Here is a 19,963-nt window from a genome sequence, read left to right as displayed (position 1 = left end):
ATGGCTGTTATTCCCGTAATCATGGCTGGGGGCTCTGGCTCCAGGCTTTGGCCCATGTCTCGTGAGCATTTCCCAAAACAGTTCCTTAATTTGTATGGCAATAATTCAATGCTGCAAGAGACAGTAAACAGGCTTGCTGATATTGAATGTACTGCTCCCCTGATCCTGTGTAATGAAAAGCATCGCTTTATCGTGGCTGAGCAACTTCGTCAGCTCGATATCCTTGCCAATAACATCATTCTGGAACCGGCAGGACGAAATACTGCTCCGGCAATCGCGTTGGCTGCAATACAAAGCCTGAGAAATGTTGATGATGCGCATGACCCGATATTGCTGGTGTTGGCTGCAGATCACTTGATCAAGGATCAACAGGCATTTACCAATGCAATCAATAGTGCCGTTCCGTTTGCCACGTCGGGCAAGCTGGTCACGTTCGGAATTGTTCCGAACGCACCGGAGACGGGTTATGGTTACATTCATCGCGGTAGTGAACTGGATGCTTCTCGGGATGAAGCAAAGGCATATTGTGTCAATCAATTCGTCGAAAAGCCCAATCTGGATGTTGCCAAGAGCTATCTGGTGAGTGGAGAGTATTACTGGAACAGTGGCATGTTTATGTTCAGTGCTCGCCGTTATCTTGCCGAGTTGAAACAGTCGCGTCCTGATATATACGATGCATGCATGGCCTCGATGAATGATGTCAGAAGTGATCTTGATTTTATCCGGATCAATAACGATGAATTCAAGCAATGTCCCAGTGACTCTATTGATTATGCCATTATGGAGAAAACCTCGGATGCGGTTGTCATCCCAATGGATGCTGGCTGGAATGATGTAGGTTCATGGTCATCCTTGTGGGAAATATCGGATAAAGATGCATGCGGTAATGTTAGCCGTGGCGATGTTATCTTGACCGAAAGCCATAATAACTATGTTTCTGCTGAGTCCATCCTCGTCTCCACTATTGGCGTGGATAATCTGGTCATCATTCAAACAAAGGATGCCATCCTCGTTTCAAGCAAGGACAAGGTGCAGGACGTCAAGTCGATAGTCGAAGAATTGAAACGCTGTGACCGCAAGGAATATAGCACTCATCGCGAGGTATATAGACCATGGGGGCAGTACGACTCAATTGATGACGGCAATGGCTATCAGGTCAAAAAAATATTGATAAGGCCCGGCGAGCGTCTATCAACACAAATGCATCACCACAGAGCAGAGCACTGGATCGTGGTTTCAGGTACTGCGAAGGTGACCAATGCTGAACGTGAGTTTCTGATCACCGAAAACGAATCCACATTTATTCCAATAGGTGCAATACACTCCCTTGAAAACCCGGGCAAGGTTGACCTGGAGTTGATCGAGATCCGCTCCGGAAAATATCTCGATGAGGATGATATCATTCGCTTTAGTGATAAATATGGCCGAGTTGATGGGGGAGAAAAATGATGAAGCAAGACTATCTTTTGAGCCGTGATGTGATCAAGCACAGTGGTATTGAATTTGGTACCAGTGGTGCACGAGGTCTTGTGACCGATTTTACAGTACCCGTGTGTTTTGCATTTACCTGTGCCTTCGTTGCTGTGATGAGGACTTCTTATCGCTTCAATCAGGTCGCGCTCGCCATCGATAACAGACCAAGCAGTTATGATATGGCAATGGCCTGTGCGACGGCCCTTGAGGCAATGGGATTGGAGCCTGTCTATTACGGCGTTGTCCCGACACCGGCATTGGCTTACAAAGCCATGAATGACGGTATCCCCTGTATCATGGTGACCGGCAGCCATATTCCATTTGATCGCAACGGGCTTAAATTTTATCGTCCCGATGGCGAGATAACCAAGGGCGACGAACTGGCCATTATCTCGGCAGAAGAAACCTTTTGCGTTGCAGACAATCTGGTGAGCCTGGGTGCAAAAAATGATGCAGCCGAAGCCTACATCGCGCGCTATACATCGCTGTTCCAGCATGCACCACTCACTGGTATGCGCCTTGGTATCTATGAGCACTCGAGTGCGGGACGTGACCTCTATGCTGTGCTCTTTGCAGCATTGGGGGCCGAGGTCATTTCTCTTGAGCGAACCGAGACTTTTGTTCCCATCGATACAGAAGCCGTTTCCGAAGCTGATCAAGAGAAGGCCAGACAATGGTCCCATGAATATAATCTCGATGCGATTTTCTCGACAGATGGTGATGGTGACAGGCCCTTGGTGGCTGACGAGTCAGGCAACTGGTTGAGAGGTGACATATTGGGCCTGCTCTGTGCCGCCAATCTGGGTATTGAAGCAGTGGCTATTCCTGTCAGTTGCAATACTGCCGTCAGTGAATCCGGAAAATTTGCCAATGTGACCCATACCAAAATTGGTTCACCCTATGTTCTGGAAGTGTTTCCGATATTGAATGCTCAATATGGATCCGTGGCTGGTTTTGAAGCCAATGGTGGATTCCTGCTTGGTAGTCAGGTGACGTTCAATGGGCAAACTTTAGCTCCTTTGCCAACGCGGGATGCAGTATTGCCAGCCTTGATATTGTTTGTCAGTTCACGGACTTCTAGAATATCAGCATTGGTTGAGGCGCTGCCCAACAGATTTACCTGCTCTGACCGGCTCAAAGATTTTCCCAGAGAGAAAAGCAGAGAAATAATAGAGCTGGGGCAAACTGATATTGCCAGGCTCATGCTGAAATTGCATTTTGATGAGTTTGAAATAATGTCGGTTGATCAAACCGATGGCTTGAGAATTTTATTTGTCGGAGGAGATGTATTGCATCTTCGACCTTCAGGCAATGCACCAGAGCTTCGCTGTTATGCTGAGTCTGATAGTGTGGAAGGAGCGAAGTCTATTGTGAATCAGTGTCTTGGTTATTTGCAAAAATAGATTTAAAATCGCTTTTGGAAAGCAATGTGCACAAACTTTAAGCTCATGGGGTAATACATTGAGTTATCAACGCCGTCACTCACGCTGGTATGAGCGTGTATTGTTCAGTCCTCCTTCTCTGTTTTTCTTGGGAGCCTTGCTTGCTGTGTGTTTGCCCGCCCTTGAGCGTTGGGGGTGGGGATTTTGGGAGTATCTCGATGGCGTCAGGGTCAATACCTTGGGTGGGGCTTTCATCGCCTTCCTGTTGACCGGAATCGTACTTTATCGGTTCCTGCGTTATCCCGGAGCAAGCCCTGTTGCCTATATGATCCCGACGGTGACAACTCTTTATGGGGCGCTCGTAGGAGTTCTTTTCTTCCTGCGTCTGCCTTATAGCAGACAGGTTCTTTTCGAATCTTATGTAGTTGCACTGCTCTGCTGCTGGGTCGTCTACTTCATCGGCCGTCGTTACCGTACTCCCAAATATGCATTGCTCCCGTTCGGTGACTACCAGGCGCTCATGCATCACGCCGGGGTTGAGTGGCGTCTGTTGGACAAACCTGATCTGGGGGCCATACGTTATGATGCCGTCGTGGCTGATTTGCGCGATGACAACCTGGCAGGTGAATGGGAACGTTTCCTGGCCCGATGTGCATTGGCCCACATTCCTGTTTACCACATCAAGCAGATCAGTGAGACCCTGACGGGCAGGGTGAAGATTGATCATCTGCATGAAAACCAGCTCGGTTCTCTGCTGCCTTCTCCGGTCTATGCCTGTGTCAAACGGGGCCTTGACATACTGGCTGCTGTGATTGCCATACCACTGTTTTCACCATTGATGCTGGTCACTGCCGTGTTGATCAAGCTTGAAAGTCCGGGGCCGGTGATGTTTTTGCAAAACCGAGTAGGCAAGGGCAACCGGGATTTCAGGATTTATAAATTCCGCAGCATGTGTCAGAACTCCGAGCAGCACGGTGCTCAATTTGCGCAAGATGGGGACATGCGTGTCACTCGGGTGGGCAAGGTGATCCGCAAGTTACGCATTGATGAACTGCCTCAGTTCTTCAATGTGCTCAAGGGAGACATGAGCCTGATAGGCCCGAGACCGGAACAGCGCACTTTCGTGGACCAATTTGAACGGGAAATACCCTTCTACATGTATCGTCACATCGTACGACCCGGTATCAGTGGTTGGGCCCAGGTCGTGCATGGCTATGCAGCCGATGCCGATGACACCCGTATCAAGATCGAACATGATTTTTACTACATCAAGCATTTCTCCCTCTGGCTGGATGTTCTCATCGTGTTCAAAACGATTCGGACTATCCTGACCGGTTTTGGGGCTCGGTGATCCCGGATGAGGATCTTGTTGTTGGGGGCTCGTGGCCAGTTGGGACGAGCCCTTTTTTCTGCACTGCGCCGGACGTTTCCTCATTGGCAAGTAAATGCGCTTGGAAAGGAAGAGTGCGATATCACGATTCCGGATGTCTTGTGTAGCTGGATTGGTGCTTGCCGTCCCGATGTCATCATCAATTGTGCTGCCTATACGGCAGTCGATGAGGCGGAAAGTGAGCAGAAACTGGCCGACATGGCAAATCACCAGGCCTTGTTGTGTATGGCGAGGGAAGCCAGGAATGCGGGGGCGTTGCTGGTGCACTTCTCGACGGATTATGTATTTGACGGGACAGGGACTCGACCTTGGCTTGAAACTGATCAACCCAGACCTCTGAATGTCTATGGAATGAGCAAGTATGCTGGTGAACTGGCCATACAACGCCAGTGCTCACACCATCTGATTATTCGTACTGGCTGGTTGTACGGTGGGGAAGGCAGGCACTTTGCTCGTACCATTTTGGCACGTGCCATGCAGGGACAGGTACTTGCTGTGGTTGATGATCAGTGGGGGGCTCCGACCCGGGTTGATTGGCTGGCGAGAGCATCTGTATTGGCGCTGTCGCAAGTGTTGAATTCACCTAATAAGGCTGGGCTATACCATCTGGTGTGCCGGGGTGAGACAAGCTGGCATGGTTTTGCGTCGGCTCTGGTGAGCGAAGCCTATCGGTTAGGCAAGTTGAAAGATCAAGTGAGTATTGGTGCAATTTGCTCAGATGAATGGCCGCAACAGGCTCTTCGTCCTTTGAATTCGAGGCTTGATAGCCATCGCTTCTCAAGAGTGTTTGGCCTTGAGTTACCGTCGTGGCAAGAGCATATGAATACGTGGCTGACGGAACTCAATATGTCAGACATGGATAATACATGATGAAGTATTGAGATTAATCTATTTATTGATGTGTTAAGTCTATGCAATAACACTTATTTATAAGATTGTCTCTGCAATATAGGTTTACATATATTTTCTTATATATTCTATCTGGGACAGGTTGGTGGTGATGTTTACTTCACTCAAGACAGGTTACGTCGCGTATTATTGGTGGCGCCAGATATTGCCGCAGGTGCATGTTTACCATCAACAGCATCTCGCCTTTTGACTGACCATGACTAACTACCTGTTTTATTGATATAAAAGCTAAAGATAACGATAATGTCCCCTGATTTTACATTGTCTTTGTTCTAAAAGTGAGCAGCGCTGCGCACAGGAGCGCAGACTGGCTGTCATATCTTCCACTTGAAAAAAATGTCTCCAACCAGTTTGATCCAAGACTGGCTATAACTTCATAACTGATAGAAAATACACTAGCGATCTGGAGGACCGTGATCGTAATGTGTCTTTACTGGAAGTCTTTCATATTCAGAGCTCAACATGAACAAACAGCAATTAGATGACTTGGATAGGAAGTTGCCGCAGGGTTGGCAGGCCACTTCTAGTAATGAGATTGATTTACATGAATTGTTTCTGGTGTTGTGGCGTCAGAAGATACAGATCCTGCTGATCACCGCAGTATTTGCTGTGGCTGGGATCGGTTATGCCTTGTTGGCCCCGCAGGTCTGGGTCAGCCAAGCCCAGATAAAACCCCCTTCACTGCAAGAAGTGGAATCGCTTGAACTCAGTGTCAATCAACTGATTAACGCTCAGATACCTGCCGCCGTGTTTGGACCCTTTGACAAAGGTGCTCTTTATGGCGATTTCGTTAGCAATTTCAACAGTTTTAACAACAAACGCCAGTTTCTGATAGAAAAGGGCTATCTGGATATGGATGCAGCCGCATCCGGCATAGCTGACGATAAAGGGAAACGTGCCCTGCTCAGGAAAATGGTTGACGGGATCAGTGCGACCGCGTTGGATGCATCGAGTGGCAATATCACCCTTGCTTTTGGGGCTGCTACGGCCGCTGATGCGCTACAACGGCTGGAACAGTACATTGCTTTCATCCAGCAACAGGAGATTGCAGCGAAGAGCAAGGCGCTGGAGACCATCTGGCAAAACCGGATCAAGATCCTGTTGTCCCAGTATGACAGCATCAAGAGCGATACCCTGACACAGTTGCAGGATGACGTTGAGCGTACAGAATATAGTCTGCGCATCAGCCGTGCAGCCGGTATTGATACCCCGGTCGAGAACCTCAATGTGCGTGATGGATTCAATATCGAATGGGGTTCCCGTGCCCTTGCCGAGAAACTCATTGTATTGAAGGAGATCAAGAATCTCGAACTTCTGAATCCTGTCTTGAGCGGTTTACGTCTGCAACTCAACAGTCTGAAGGCCGTCAAGCTTGGGCAGCAATCATTCCAGTCTTTTACCTACTCCGCCTCCCCAAGCGAGCCCCTTAGCCGCGACAAGCCCAAGCGTCCTCTGGTGGTCGTGCTGGCTACCCTGCTTGGGGGCATGTTGGGGGTCGGTGTGGTTCTGGTGAGGCATGCTTTTCGCCGGTCAGAGCAGGTATGATGACCAAATGAAATAAGGAACGGGGGGCTATGGCCCCCCTTTTTTCGGTATTTTCGTCGCGCCGCTGATCTATGAGCTCGGCTTTACAACATAAAGGGGGTCAAGGAAGATGAGCAATAAGGGTCTCTTTGCTGCCGTCTGCGCTCTGTACTGGCTGCTGGGCATGCATTTTTTCATGCACAACCCCGGTGGGGCCGGGCTCTATCTGCCGTTCAATGCCTGGGGCTGGATCTTCGCCAGCCTGGTCATCGGTCTGGGGCTGTGGCAGGTGACGCTGCAGCAGCGGCTGGTATTCTCCGCTTTACAGGGCTGGCTTTGGTTGGGGGCGCTGCTGCTGCTGCTGCCTATGGCCTATCCCGGCTTTGACCTGAAAGACTATGCCATTCCCCGTTTGCTGGGGCTGTTTGCCGGTCTGCTGTTTCTGTTCTGTCTCTACCAGTGGCAGCTGGTGCGGGCATCTCGTGATCGGCTGCTCTATCTGCTGCTGGGGGCGGTGGCCATCGAGGCGCTGCTCGGCCTGGTGCAGTACTACCTGCTGATCCCGGGTAATTGGCTGGGGTACGACACCCACGCCAACCGCCCCTACGGTATCTTTCAACAACCCAATGTGATGGCGACCTTCATGGCGACCGGGCTTGCCCTGGCCGGCTGGCTGGAGCTGCGCGGTAATGCCAACCCCTGGCTGAAGGGGCTGCGCTATGGGGTGATCCTGGCGGCCAGCCTGCTGCTGGTGGCGCTGCAATCCCGAGTGGGGCAGTTGGGGGGCCTGCTGGCGTTGATCCTGCTCGTGCCCGCATTGCATCGTCAGCGTCGGCTGGCGCAGGTACTGGGACTGGTTGCACTCGGTGTCGGGCTGGGGATCGCCTCCCAGTACGGGATCAGTGGTGTCAAACGTGGGCTGGAGGCTTATCAGTCCGGCGGCATGCGTTCCATCTATTGGCCCTATGCCGCCAAGCTGATTGCCCAGTCTCCCTGGGTTGGCTGGGGTTATGGCAGCTTTGAAACCACCTTTTTGCACCACTACATGGCCGACAAGGCGCTGAACCCGGCCATGGTACAGATTGAATACAACCTCGATCACCCCCACAACGAGTTCCTCTACTGGGCGGTGGAAGGGGGGCTGGCTCCCATGATCGGCATGGTGCTGATGGGCGGCGCTCTGTTGTGGCGCGTGAGCAAGGCCGGTTGGGTCAAGGGGGGCGCTGCTGGCGCTGGTGACCCCCATCCTGCTGCACACCCAGACCGAGTATCCGCTTTATCACGCCATCGCCCTGTGGTGGGCCCTGCTGCTGCTGGTGTATGTGCTGGATGCGGAAGTGGAGGAGGGGCAGCAAGCCTCGGGCCATGCCAGCTGGCGCGAGTATGTCTATCGTCCCTGGTTGTTGCTGCGCTTCGTGGCCATCATCATTCCCCTTTTGGTGGTACCCTTCATGCTGACCGCCATTCATACCGCCTGGGTGGTGACCAAGTACGAGCGCGGCGGCTACAAGGAACCGACCTTGCTGCTCGACGTCATCAATCCCATGGCCTGGTTGACCCGGGTCGAGTTTGACGTCAACTCGGTGCGGTTGATGGTCGGCTTGCAGGCCAACAATCACGCAGAGCTGGAGGCGTATCTCGACTGGGGTCAGGCGTTTGTGCGCCACACGCCGAGAGCCAACATCTACGCCAACATGGTGATCGCGCTGGATGCGCTGGGACGAAAAGAGGAGGCCCGGGCACTGCGCCGCGAGGCACTGGCGCTCTACCCGGGAGATCCCTTGCTGACCGGCTCGGCCGTCACATCCGTAGCCACGGCGCTGGAACGCAAACCCTCGGCCTGATAGCGGCTGTCGAGGCCATGTGGGGCCGGCAGGCTGCGCGATGTTTCATCAACTGCCCCATCGCCTCGCAAAAATGGCGGCCGCCGCTGGACGGCAGAGGCGCCATGGCTAAGATAGTGGCCTCAACGTCTTGTTCAGTAGGGAGTATGAAATGGAGTTAGTGCTTGGCCCGTTGGAGGCCCGCGTGATCGGCTGTCTGATCGAAAAAGAGATCTGCACCCCGGATCAATACCCCCTCTCTCTCAATGCGCTGGTCAATGCCTGCAACCAGAAGAGCAACCGCGAACCGGTGCTGGAGCTGTCAGAGCTCGACATCCGGGCCGTGGTGGATGAGCTGATCCGCAAGCGGCTGGTGGTCAATACCGCCGGCTTCAATGCCCGGGTTCCCCGTTACCAGCACCGCTTCTGCAACACCGAGTTCGGCGAGCTGAAATTCACCGCCCAGGAGCTCGGCATTATCTGCGAACTCTTGCTGCGTGGCCCGCAGACGCCGGGGGAACTGCGCTCGCGCACCAACCGCCTGTGCAGCTTCGATGACGTGACCCAGGTCGATGCCGTGTTGGCCAAGCTCGCCGAGCAGGGGCCCTACGTGGTCAAGCTGCCGCGCGAGCCGGGCAAGCGCGAGTCCCGGTATGCCCACCTGTTCAGTGGCGAGGTGGATCTGCAGGCGCTGGCCGAGGCGGCCCCCGCCAGCAGTTATGCCTCGCCCGCAGCGGATCGACTGACGGCGCTGGAGGAAGAGGTCGAGAACCTCAAGGCGCAGCTGCAGCTGCTGGCCGAGCGCCTGGCGCAGCTGGAAGGCTGATGTGCTGGCAATATGTCCATCAAGAGGCGCCGAGGCGCCTTTTTTTGTGCGCCTTTTCTGTCATCTCCATCCGGTGAACCCCATAGCCTCACCTTGCCCCAAGCCCGCCCCTGACGGGGATGCCGCAGCTTTTTTGCGTTATTTCGTCGTTAAGGGTCGAGCCGCCGTCGCTTTCCCGTTAAAATTCCGCTTTTGCACCTGCCCGTGAGTCTCGATGTCTGCGTCCACTCTCTCTTCAGATTGTTATGCCCTGCTCGGTGAGCTGCAGTTGCAGCGCACCGCCAGTACCCGCTATTTGCAAGAACAGCTGCCGTTTGGGCAGGACCTGCTCGACAAGTTGAGTCAGTTGCAACTGCTGGGGTTGGTACGGCTGCGTGGGGAACAACAGTGGAGTCTGACGGCAGAGGGAACCCTGGCGTTGATCCTGGCGGTGCGTCGCGGTGATTGTCCCATGCCCAACTGGGCACGGGTGCCGTCGGTCACCGGCCAGGAGATGGCACAGGCGCTGGTGCGTGAGCTCTGTCTGGGGGAGGCCGGGCAAGTGCCCGCTTACTATCTGGCGGCCGATCTGCTGAGCCTGCTCGATCTGCCCGATGCCCACCGCTTGCTGGCAGGCTCGAGCCCCCAGTGGCAGCGGCTGATGCTGCAGCACTTCGCCCTGCAAACGCTATTGGATGCCGAGCCCCATGGGCAGTGGCCGCTGGCCCAGGCGGCCGGAGAGTGTGCCGCCGAGCTGGCCAAGCTGAGCGACGGCTTTGCTGCCGAGTGGCAGTGGCTCTGTGGCGAGCTGAGCGGGAAAGCAAACACTCACTGGCCCGCCCTGCAACAACTGGCGGAGCAGGGGGGAGAGCAGCCCCTTGCCGAGCGCCTGCTGGCAGCGCTTGGACAGTGGCAGGCGCAGGCGCAGGAAGGGCAAGAGGATGGGCAGGGTAAGTGGCCACAGACCTTCAGTGCCTTGCTTTGGCTTGGCTGGTTGCAGCAGGCCGATCCCGTGCTCGCCAGCGAACAGCGCAAGAAGTGGCAGCGCAGCCTGGCCAACCAGTTTCCGCTGCTGGCGGATCTGCTGGGGCAGTGGGCGGGTGATCGCCACGGTCAGGCGGTCGGGCTGTTCGATACCCTGCAATTACCGCCGGAAGAGCTGCACTGGGGCTACCTCTGGCTCGATCTCTGCGCCCTTGCCCGGCACGGGGAGCAGAGCCCCCAGGTGGCCATCCTGCACAAATGGGATCTCTCCCACGTGCTGGAGGCTGCCCCCCGCCACAGGTTGATGGCCTTCTGTCAGGATCTGCTGCGGCTGTTGCTGGGGCAGGGGGCGCAGCAGCCACCGCTGCAGCAACTGCGCGCCGCCAGCGGCGAGCAGGAGGCCGATGAGCAGGATGGGGAGGACAAGACACCCGCCTCCGCCAGCTGGCTTAACTGGCTGCAGGGGCTGGGACGCGCCAGCGGCGTGCGCAAGCCGCAGGAGCGGCTGGTCTGGCTGCTGCATGCGGAAGGGCCCGAGCTCGAGTGCAAGATCCAGAAACAGAGCACCAAGGGGGAGTGGACAGCCGGTCGCCGGGTCGATCCCACCCTGCTCTCCACCCAGTACGCCAACCTGCTCGACGAGGAGGACTGGGCGCTGGTCCGCACGCTGCCGCGCACGCTTGGGCGATTGCCGCGCGAGGTGTGGGCACCGCTTGCCAACCATTCCCGCCTGTTCAATGCCAGAGGACAGAAGCTGCAGCTGGCCATCACGGCTCCCTTGCTGCAGATAGTGGCCACCGAGCAGGGCATGAGTGCCGTACTGAGCCCGGCTGCCGCGGCGCGAGGGGCTCACATACTGCCGCTGGCGCAGGATCTGTGGCAACTCATCCTCACCCCGCAGCCGCTGCTCGACCGGCTGCCTGCGCTGGAGGCCATTCCGCTGCTGCCGGCCGAGGGGCTGGCGGAACTGCAGCATACCCTGGACGCCATTGCGGGGCTGCCCTGGCACAGCCAGGTGGCGGGCCTGCACGGCAATGCCGAGCTGGCTCCCTGGCCCGGCGTGGCCTCGGTTCAGCTCGACTGGCAGGATGGCCAGCTGGCGGTCCGGCTGGTGACCCGGTTCGACGACTTGCCGCCGCAGCCCCTTGGCAAGGGCGAAGCCATCGTGCGCCAGGGGATCAAGGATTATCACTACTGGCTGCGGGACTTGGCGGCCGAGAAGGGCGAGGCCCAGCGGCTGCGCAACCAGTTGCCCATCGAGTTGCCCGGCAGCGAGTGGCGCCTCGAAGGAGAGCAGGCACTCGCGCTGGTCAATGCCCTGCCGGAGCTGGTGGATGCCGGCGTGGTCATTCACTGGCATCAGGACAGCGCGCGGTTGAAGAGCCTCGATGAAGCCGCCCTGAGCCTGCGGATCGAGCGGCGCCAGGATTGGTTCCAGGTGGAGGGGGCGCTCTCGCTTGATGAGCACCAGATCCTCGACCTGCGCCTCATCCTGCGCCAGCTGACCCCGGGTCAACGCACAGTTCAGCTGGATGAGAAGACCAGCCTGATGTTGAGCGACAAGCTGGTGGAGCGGCTCACCATGCTGGGCGCCATGCTCGACGAAGAGCAGCGCATCAATCACAAGCTGGCCTACCCGCTGACCCGCCTGCTCTCCGTCATCACCACCGAGGGGGATGCCGCCTGGCACTCCCTGCAACAGGAGTGGCAGCAAGAGGTGGAGTGTCCGGCCGAGCTGATGGGGCCGCTGCGGGATTATCAGAAGGAGGGGGTACGCTGGCTGGCGACCCTGGCCCACCACGGCTTTGGCGCCTGTCTGGCCGATGACATGGGCCTTGGCAAGACGCTGCAGGCGCTAATCGTGCTGCGCATGCGCCAGCATCTGGGCCCGGCCCTGGTGGTGGTACCCAAGTCAGTGGTCACCAACTGGCAGGAGGAGGTCGCGCGCTTCGCTCCCGAGCTGGAGGTGGTGGTGTTTGACAACCCGTCCGAGCGGGAAGGGATGATCCGCGAAGCCAAGGCGGGCCAGATCATCCTGCTCAACTACGGCATGCTCGGCAGTCTGGCGGAGGCGCTCAAGGCCCGCCGCTGGTCCTCCATGGTGCTGGATGAGGCGCAGCAGATCAAAAATGCCGGTACCCAACGGGCCAAGCTGCTGTTCCAGCTGGACGGCGATTTTCGGCTCGCTCTCTCCGGCACGCCTATCGAGAACCACCTGGGGGAGCTGTGGAGCCTGTTCACCTTCATCAACCCCGGCCTGCTCGGTAGCCTGGGCGAGTTCAAGCGCCGCTTCGGCAAGGCGGTGAAAGATCCCCAGCATATGGCGCTGCTGCGGGCGGTGATCAGCCCCTTCATCCTGCGCCGTCTCAAGCAGGAGGTGTTGACCGAGCTGCCGGACAAGACCGAGATCATTCACCACATCAGCCTCTCTCCCGAGGAGCGTCAGCTCTACGAGGCGACCCGGCGCGAAGTGGTGCAGCAGGTGCAGAGTGCCGATGGCCGCGCCTTGATGCACGTGCTGAGCGGGCTGACCCGGCTGCGCCGGCTCTGCTGCTCGCCCCAGCTGGTGATGCCCGAGTGGTCCCAGGCCAGCAGCAAGCTGGACGAGGCGATGGCGCTGCTGGAGGAGGCCATCGGCAATGGTCATCGGGTGCTGGTGTTTAGTCAGTTCGTCGATCTGCTGAGCCTGTTGCGGGCCCGCATCGAGCAGCAGCAGTGGGACTACTGCTATCTGGACGGGGGCTGTTCCGCCAAGGCGCGGCAGGAGTCCATCCTGCGTTTTCGCCACGAGGCGGTGCCGCTGTTTCTGATCAGTCTCAAGGCGGGGGGCACTGGCCTCAACCTGACCCAGGCCGATACCGTCTTGCACCTGGATCCCTGGTGGAACCCGGCGGTGGAAGATCAGGCGAGCGATCGGGCCCACCGCATGGGGCAGACCCAGCCGGTGACCGTTTATCGGCTGGTGTGCGAGCAGACGGTGGAGGAGAAGATCGTCGCCCTGCACGATGAGAAGCGGGCGCTGGCCGACGGCCTGCTGAGCGGCCAGTCGGAAGTGCGTGGGCTGGATGTGGAGAGCCTGCGGGCCCTGCTGATGAGCTGACCGCGATCAGCTGGCTCGGGCAACATACAAGGGGAGCATCCAATGATGCTCCCCTTGTTGTTTGGTATGTGTTGTTTGGCTCGTGCCGTGTGGCGCACGTGACGCCTGGGCTAGGTCGCACCGCTGTGTTATCCCTGATAGAGGTAGAGATGCAGCCGCTCTATGATGGGCTCGCCGCCAATCTTGCGATCCCGCCGAGCTTGACGCAGCTTGGGCGGGTAGTGGCCAAGGTGGGTCACGGCGGGCTGGGTGTCCGAGCAGAGCAGCAGGGGCAGGCTCGCCTTGAGCTGCTGCTTGCGAGGCTCCCGGTCCTGCCAGAGCAGGTTGATCATCGGGTGGGTCTTGACCGGCCGGCGGATCCTGAGCTCTGCGTCCGCAGGCAGGCGGCGGATGTCGTACACCTCCTGATCCACCATCTTGCTCCACTCCTCGTTGTTCGATAGCGCCGGGATATAGCGGCGGCTGCGCTCCAGCATCTCCAGTACCTGTTCCCGGCTGAGCCGGCTGATGCTCTGCTTGTCAGCCCAGGTGAAGCCGAGCGAGTGCAGCTCTCCCTGAAGCCAAGTCAGCTTGCGATAGACCTGCAGAGTAATGACCCCGGGCAGCGCCCTGTGCACCAGCTCGAACTTCTCATCCCGCCCGCCTGCCTGCTGTACCAGCGCCTTGAAGGTGAGCTTGCACCCGTTGACCTCGTCGATCAGCGGCCGCAGCAGTGGGGCACTGGCGGCAGGAAAGCGCAGCCAGCCCGGCAGGCGGTGGGTGGCCTTGGTGGAGCAACCGGGGCGGGCGCTGTGATCCCGATAGGCGCTGAGGGTCGCGGCCAGTGCGGCCTTCTCGCCCAGATAGCCCACCTTGATCTGCTCGATGGGCTCATGCTCCTGCCCTTGCGGTACGGCGGGCAGGGGATAGACGTGGGCCTCCAGCAACTCAAGCTGTTCCAGCTGCGCGGCCAGGCTGTCCAGCGCCTGTTCAAGCCGCTCCATCTGCTGGCGCAAGGCGGCTGTGGGGGTAAATGTCTCCATCGGCATGTCCTGTGTTTGCCTCTGTCAGCCCTGGTGAACGGGTTGATCGTAGGGCAGTGAAAGCACTGTATAAATAACCATATCAGCCTGCGGTATGGGTGCCAAGTGCCTGCGTTCCTGGGGGTTGGAGAGGGACAAAAGATAGGAGCCATTCGAAGGTGACGACTTTGTATCTAACTGTTAATAAAGGATCAATAAAAGATCTCTTTGTTAACAACTGAATGTAAAAGTCAGGTTGCCCGTCTTGCTTGTGCCCACAGTGAATGCATAGCCAGTAGAGGAAACTGCATAGTTAGAAGGGATCCATGCAGGAGAATATGCTGCAGGCTATCCTGCACAGAAGGAAAAATGATTAAATTGTTATTAATCAATGCGTTAGTTTCATGCCCATGACGATATCAACCATTAGTTTTAATAATGTCTGCTATCAAAATTCGTCAATTGAGTCGGCTACCCCCCCTGACTAAGCTTTGCGCAACAAATTCGCACCCCGCGCAGACATCGTAAAGAGGAGCCACATCATGGCCAACATGACTTATACCGAAGCCGGTTACCAGCATTCCAGCCAACTGAATCTGGCTGCTCGCGTCAAAATGACCGTACTGACCTGGCTGGAACGCAGCCGCAGCCGTCGCCAGCTCTCCGAGCTGCCCGAGTACCTGCTCAAGGACATCGGTCTGAACGAAGCCGATCGTTATCAAGAGACCACCAAGCCATTCTGGCGTGGTTGATCTGCCTGGCAAGGATGCCTCGTTTTACTGCTGACTCACTGTTGCCAGCCAGCGCCGCCATGGCGTGACTACAGCCCCGTTTGCCTGGGCCCGTTCTCTTCGTTGTACCCGTTTCCCTCTCTCACGCCCTGTCGTCGCCCCCTTTTGTTCCCCCGTGATGTTCTCCCTCCCACACTTGTAACATTACTGTTTGAATTTGTTTAAAAATTGATTTTAAGCCCGAGGGCCTTGCGTATAATCCGGCCAAGCGTTCCTGACAATAAGGGTGAGATGGATGATTCCCCAGCATGACTTTTTGGCCCTGACTCGCCGCCACGAGTGGCAGCTTGAGCCGTTCTCGTTTGATCTGCCGGATGGTGCTCGCGCGAGTGTGTGGGATACGGGGGTGCTCTGCCTGGAGCCTGCCAGCGGTGCCGGCGACCTGCCGGGCGGGCGCAAGGATATCGTGCTCTCCTGCGGCATCCACGGCAACGAGACGGCCCCCATCGAGATCTGCAACCAGCTGCTGAGCCGTCTGCTCAGTGGCGAGCTCAGGGCCCGTCACCGGGTGCTGTTCCTGTTCGGCAACCCGGCGGCCATGAACCTGGGCGTGCGCGAAGTGGAGGAGAACATGAACCGGCTCTTCTCCGGCGCTCACAGCAAGGGGGAGGGGCTGTGCAACCAGGAGCGGATCCGTGCCATGCGCCTCGAGCAGTATGTGAGCCGCTTCTTTGCCGACCCGGCCAGACCGCGCTACCACTACGACCTGCACACCGCCATTCGCGGCTCGCGCCACGAGAAGTTTGCCGTCTATCCCTTCCCCCACGAGCGGCCTCATTGCAAGGAGCAGGTGCAGTTTCTCGGCGCCTGCGGCGTGCGCACCATTCTGCTCTCCAGCGGCCCCACCACCACCTTCAGCTATTACAGCTCCCAACGCCACGGAGCTCACGCCTTCACGGTGGAGCTGGGCAAGGTGCGCCCGTTTGGCGAGAACGACATGACCCGTTTCATCGAAACCCGGCAGGCGCTGCAGGATCTGGTGACCCGGGACGAGGTGGTGCTGGAGCCCTGGCGGGCGGATGACTTCACCATCTTTGCCATCGACCGGGTGATCAACAAGCGCTCGGAGCAGTTTCGTTTCCTGTTTGCCAGCGATGTGGACAATTTCACCGAATTTCCCCAGGGTTTCGTGCTGGCCGAGGATGGCGAGCTGCGCTACACGGTAGAGAAACCGCGGGAGGCGGTGGTGTTCCCCAACGCCAACGTGGCCATCGGCCAGCGTACCGTGTTGCTGGTGGTGCCGACCCGGCTGTGGGAGTAACCCGGCGCCACCTCTGATGGCAATGGCAGGCTGCCACCGGCATTGCCGGGCGTGCAGCCCTTTTCGGGAGCCTTGAGCGATCCCGCCCCCGGCCTGACAGGGAGCCCGATGCGGCTCCCTGTTTCATTTCCTCTTAGCCGAAAAATCCAGCTTCTTTCTGAAATTAAAGAAGTTTCTACTGGTCTTACCTGGCTAAATCCCATTGCCCTTTGATTAACAATCTATTTACATTCAAAGGGTCACCTCATGGTGGTGACGTTGACAACGGCAAGGAGCCAGTTATGACCCATGTCGACATCCCTTTCCTTCGTTACCTCGATGAGGAAGGGCGTCCGGTCGCTACACTACCGACCTGGCTGGACAAGGCGATACTGCACACCTTCTACCGCAACATGGTGATGGTGCGCAGCTATGACAAGAAAGCGATCGCGCTGCAGCGAACCGGCAAGCTTGGTACGTTTCCCTCCCACCTGGGCGCCGAGGCGGTCGGGATTGGGGTCGGGCTCGCCATGCAGCCGCAGGATGTCTACGTGCCCTACTACCGGGATATGCCCACCCTCTATGTACGGGGCGTGCCCATGGAGAAAAACCTGCAGTACTGGGGCGGGGACGAGCGTGGCAGCGTCTTTTACAAGGCGGATGGCGAACTCTCCGAGGACCTGCCCATCTGCGTACCCATCGCCACCCAGATCACCCATGCCGCCGGTATCGCCGCGGCCTTCAAACTGCGCAATCAAGCCAGGGTCGCCGTGGTCACCATCGGCGATGGCGGCACCTCCAAGGGTGACTTTCTGGAGGGGCTCAACTGTGCAGGCGTCTGGCACCTGCCCATGGTGATGATCATCAACAACAACCAGTGGGCCATTTCGGTACCGCGCAAGCTGCAGTCGAGCGCGCCCACCCTGGCCCAGAAAGGGATAGGGGCCGGCGTGCGCAGCATTCAGGTGGATGGCAACGACGTGGTCGCCGTCTATGAGGCCACCCGCAGCGCCGTCGAGCGCGCCCGCAGCGGCAAGGGGCCGACCCTGATCGAGGCGGTCAGCTATCGGCTGGGGGATCACACCACGGCCGACGATGCGACCCGTTATCGGGAAGCGGCCGAGGTGGAAGCCGCCTGGGCCAAGGAGCCGGTCAAGCGGCTGCGCCAGTTCATGTTTGAGCAGGGCTGGTGGGACGAGCAGCAGGAGCAGGCATTGCTGGCCGAGGCGGCCCGCGAGGTCGAGCGCGCGGTTGCCGTGTATGAAAACACGGCGGCGCAGGCCCCGGAAACCCTGCTCGACTATCAGTTTGCCGAGTTGCCGAAGGATTACCGCACGCAGCGCCAGCGCATCATCGCCAAGGGCATGCAGCAGCACAGCGGGGAGGAAGCATGAGTGATATGACGTTGCTCGAGGCCGTCAATCTGGCGTTGCATCACGAGATGGAGCGGGACCCGGACGTGGTGGTACTCGGCGAGGATGTGGGGGTCAACGGCGGGGTGTTTCGTGCCACCGTGGGCCTGCGCGACAAGTTCGGCTTCAAGCGGGTGATCGATACCCCGCTGGCCGAGGGGCTGATCGCCGGGGTGGCGGTCGGGATGGCCACCCAGGGGCTCAAGCCCGTGGCTGAATTCCAGTTTCAGGGCTTCATCTTCCCAGGCATGGAGCAGATCATCTGCCAGGCGGCGCGGATGCGCAATCGCACCCGGGGCCGCATCACCTGCCCCATCGTCTACCGCTCCCCCTACGGCGCCGGCATTCACTCCCCCGAACACCACAGCGAGAGCGTGGAAGCCCTGTTCGCCCACATTCCCGGACTGCGGGTGGTGATCCCCTCCAGCCCGAAGCGGGCATATGGCCTGCTGTTGTCGGCCATTCGCGATCCGGATCCCGTGATGTTCTTCGAGCCAGATCGCATCTATCGCTCGATGAAATCCGACGTAGTGGATGACGGCATCGGTCTGCCGCTCGATGTCTGCTTTACCCTGCGTCCCGGCCGCGACATCACGGTCGTTGCTTGGGGAGCCTGCATCCAGGAGGTAATGCGGGCAGCGAACCTGTTGGCGGAGCAGGACATTCAATGCGAAGTGCTGGATCTCGCCACCATCAAGCCGCTGGACATGGAGAGCATTCTGGCGTCGGTTCGCAAGACCGGTCGCCTGTTGGTAGTGCACGAAGCGTGCGGCAGCTTCGGGGTCGGCGCCGAGATCGTGGCGCGGGTCACCGAGGAGGCGCTGACTTCCCTCAAGGCTCCGCCCAGACGGCTCACCGGGGTGGATGCTGCCGTCCCCTATTACCGCAACGAAGAGTACTACCTCATCACCGAGCAGGACATTGCCGATGCGGCTCATCAGCTGATGGAGAACCAGTGGCTATGAAATTTTTCAAATTACCGGATCTGGGTGAAGGCTTGGCCGCAGCCGAGATCGTCGAATGGAAGGTCAGCGCCGGCGATACCGTGAGTGTCGACCAGGTGTTGCTGTCAGTAGAGACGGCCAAGGCGCTGGTGGATGTACCTTCGCCAGTGGCGGGGGTCATCGCCAGGCTGTGTGGTGCCGAGGGGGACATTCTGCACATCGGCGCACCGCTGGTGGAGTTTGAAGGCGGCGAGGATGACGGCACCGTCGTCGGCAAGGTCAATGCCCATCAGCAGCACATCGAGGATCACTTCGTGGTGGGAGTCATTGCTCCCGGCGGTGCTCTGGTGCAGGCCATGCCGGCCGTGCGCCTGCTGGCCCAGAAACTGGGGCTGGATATCGAGCGGCTCAAGGGGAGCGGCAGTGCCGGCATGGTGACCGAGCAGGACGTGCAGCAGGCATTCGAGGCCCAGCAGAGCAGTGGCAACGAGTTCCTCAAGGGCTCGCGCCGGGCCATGGCCAAGGCGATGGAGCTGTCCCATAAAACGGTAGTGCCGGTCAGCATCACCGATGAGGTGGACTTGCGTCACTGGCGCCCTGATGAGGACGTCACAGTACGCCTCATCAAGGCCATCGGCGTGGCTTGTCGGGCGGAACCCTCCATGAACGCCTGGTTTGACGGCGACACCTTGTCAAGGCGGCTGTTCAGAGAGGTCAACGTGGCCATTGCGGTGGATTCCAAGCATGGGCTCTACGTGCCGGTCATGGAAAACGTGGCCGAGCGGGAAGGGGCCGATCTGCGCCAAGGGCTGGATCGCATGATTGCCGACGTGAAGGCGCGCGCCGTGCCGCGCGAGATGTTGCAGGGGGCGACCATCACTCTCACCAACTTCGGCGCCATCGCGGGGCGTTATGCCAGCCCGATCGTGACGCCGCCTCAGGTGGCCATCATAGGGGCGGGCAAATTGTTCGAGAAAGTCGTGTTCATTCATGGGGAGGCACGCCCGGTCAGAGCACTGCCGTTGTCGATGACGTTTGACCACAGAGCCTGCACCGGCGGTGAAGCGGCACGCTTCCTCAAGGCTCTGGTACAGGCGCTGGAAGCCCCCGCATTGTGACAGGTGTGCCCTGCCGTGGCAGGGCACAAATTGTTTGCGTAATCCCCAAAGCCACGTATAATCTAAA

At 58.2% G+C, this 19,963-nt stretch carries 13 protein-coding genes and 1 pseudogene; 13 read left to right on the top strand and 1 reads right to left on the bottom strand.

What is annotated here, in order from left to right:
* The 8 genes and pseudogenes from ACPDZI_RS14255 to ACPDZI_RS14220 all read left to right on the top strand — a co-directional run bounded on the left by ACPDZI_RS14255 (position 1) and on the right by ACPDZI_RS14220 (position 13,390).
* The gene (locus ACPDZI_RS14255; protein ID WP_438833344.1) at positions 1 to 1,449 is read left to right on the top strand and encodes a mannose-1-phosphate guanylyltransferase/mannose-6-phosphate isomerase; all 1,449 of its coding nucleotides are present in this window, start codon (positions 1 to 3) and stop codon (positions 1,447 to 1,449) included.
* On the top strand, positions 1,449 to 2,876 hold the full coding sequence (locus ACPDZI_RS14250) for a phosphomannomutase (RefSeq protein WP_045527561.1): 1,428 nt from the start codon (positions 1,449 to 1,451) through the stop codon (positions 2,874 to 2,876). Before ACPDZI_RS14255 ends, ACPDZI_RS14250 begins: the two co-directional genes overlap by 1 nt.
* Before the next feature lie 58 nt (positions 2,877 to 2,934).
* Positions 2,935 to 4,206 carry a sugar transferase gene (locus tag ACPDZI_RS14245; protein WP_438833343.1) on the top strand — a complete coding sequence of 424 codons (1,272 nt, stop codon included), beginning with the start codon at positions 2,935 to 2,937 and terminating at the stop codon, positions 4,204 to 4,206.
* 6 nt (positions 4,207 to 4,212) lie between these two features.
* Positions 4,213 to 5,115: a dTDP-4-dehydrorhamnose reductase gene (rfbD, locus tag ACPDZI_RS14240; RefSeq protein WP_438833342.1), complete on the top strand. Its 903-nt coding sequence runs from the start codon at positions 4,213 to 4,215 to the stop codon at positions 5,113 to 5,115.
* Positions 5,116 to 5,616: 501 nt separating this feature from the next.
* On the top strand, positions 5,617 to 6,699 hold the full coding sequence (locus ACPDZI_RS14235) for an LPS O-antigen chain length determinant protein WzzB (protein ID WP_429044376.1): 1,083 nt from the start codon (positions 5,617 to 5,619) through the stop codon (positions 6,697 to 6,699).
* Positions 6,700 to 6,808: 109 nt separating this feature from the next.
* Positions 6,809 to 8,522: pseudogene (locus tag ACPDZI_RS14230) on the top strand (Wzy polymerase domain-containing protein).
* A gap of 151 nt (positions 8,523 to 8,673) precedes the next feature.
* Positions 8,674 to 9,327: a YceH family protein gene (locus tag ACPDZI_RS14225; protein WP_202000541.1), complete on the top strand. Its 654-nt coding sequence runs from the start codon at positions 8,674 to 8,676 to the stop codon at positions 9,325 to 9,327.
* A gap of 214 nt (positions 9,328 to 9,541) precedes the next feature.
* Positions 9,542 to 13,390: a DEAD/DEAH box helicase gene (locus ACPDZI_RS14220; RefSeq protein ID WP_438833341.1), complete on the top strand. Its 3,849-nt coding sequence runs from the start codon at positions 9,542 to 9,544 to the stop codon at positions 13,388 to 13,390.
* A gap of 128 nt (positions 13,391 to 13,518) precedes the next feature.
* Here ACPDZI_RS14220 and ACPDZI_RS14215 read toward each other — a convergent pair whose 3' ends face one another.
* Positions 13,519 to 14,412 (bottom strand): DNA replication terminus site-binding protein, encoded by an 894-nt coding sequence (locus ACPDZI_RS14215; protein ID WP_268031280.1) that lies wholly within the window; start codon positions 14,410 to 14,412, stop codon positions 13,519 to 13,521.
* Between the two features lie 521 nt (positions 14,413 to 14,933).
* Between ACPDZI_RS14215 and ACPDZI_RS14210 the strand changes: the two genes are divergently transcribed.
* From ACPDZI_RS14210 to ACPDZI_RS14190, 5 genes are all read left to right on the top strand, one after another.
* Positions 14,934 to 15,143, top strand: coding sequence for a DUF1127 domain-containing protein (locus ACPDZI_RS14210; protein WP_011706670.1), 210 nt, complete (start codon positions 14,934 to 14,936; stop codon positions 15,141 to 15,143).
* Between the two features lie 274 nt (positions 15,144 to 15,417).
* On the top strand, positions 15,418 to 16,443 hold the full coding sequence (gene astE, locus ACPDZI_RS14205; RefSeq protein ID WP_146061371.1) for a succinylglutamate desuccinylase: 1,026 nt from the start codon (positions 15,418 to 15,420) through the stop codon (positions 16,441 to 16,443).
* A gap of 281 nt (positions 16,444 to 16,724) precedes the next feature.
* Complete coding sequence (pdhA, locus tag ACPDZI_RS14200) at positions 16,725 to 17,816, top strand: pyruvate dehydrogenase (acetyl-transferring) E1 component subunit alpha (protein WP_016351338.1); 1,092 nt, start codon at positions 16,725 to 16,727, stop codon at positions 17,814 to 17,816.
* A complete protein-coding gene (locus ACPDZI_RS14195; RefSeq protein WP_011706667.1) occupies positions 17,813 to 18,799 on the top strand; it encodes an alpha-ketoacid dehydrogenase subunit beta in 987 nt (328 codons plus the stop codon). Before pdhA ends, ACPDZI_RS14195 begins: the two co-directional genes overlap by 4 nt.
* The gene (locus tag ACPDZI_RS14190; protein WP_438834580.1) at positions 18,796 to 19,896 is read left to right on the top strand and encodes a dihydrolipoamide acetyltransferase family protein; all 1,101 of its coding nucleotides are present in this window, start codon (positions 18,796 to 18,798) and stop codon (positions 19,894 to 19,896) included. The genes ACPDZI_RS14195 and ACPDZI_RS14190 overlap by 4 nt, the downstream gene beginning before the upstream one ends.
* Positions 19,897 to 19,963 lie beyond the last annotated feature (67 nt).

Origin of the sequence: Aeromonas oralensis (genome assembly GCF_049665575.1) — a bacterium.
Lineage (GTDB): Bacteria > Pseudomonadota > Gammaproteobacteria > Enterobacterales > Aeromonadaceae > Aeromonas > Aeromonas hydrophila.
This window is presented reverse-complemented; position numbering and strand designations above follow the sequence as displayed.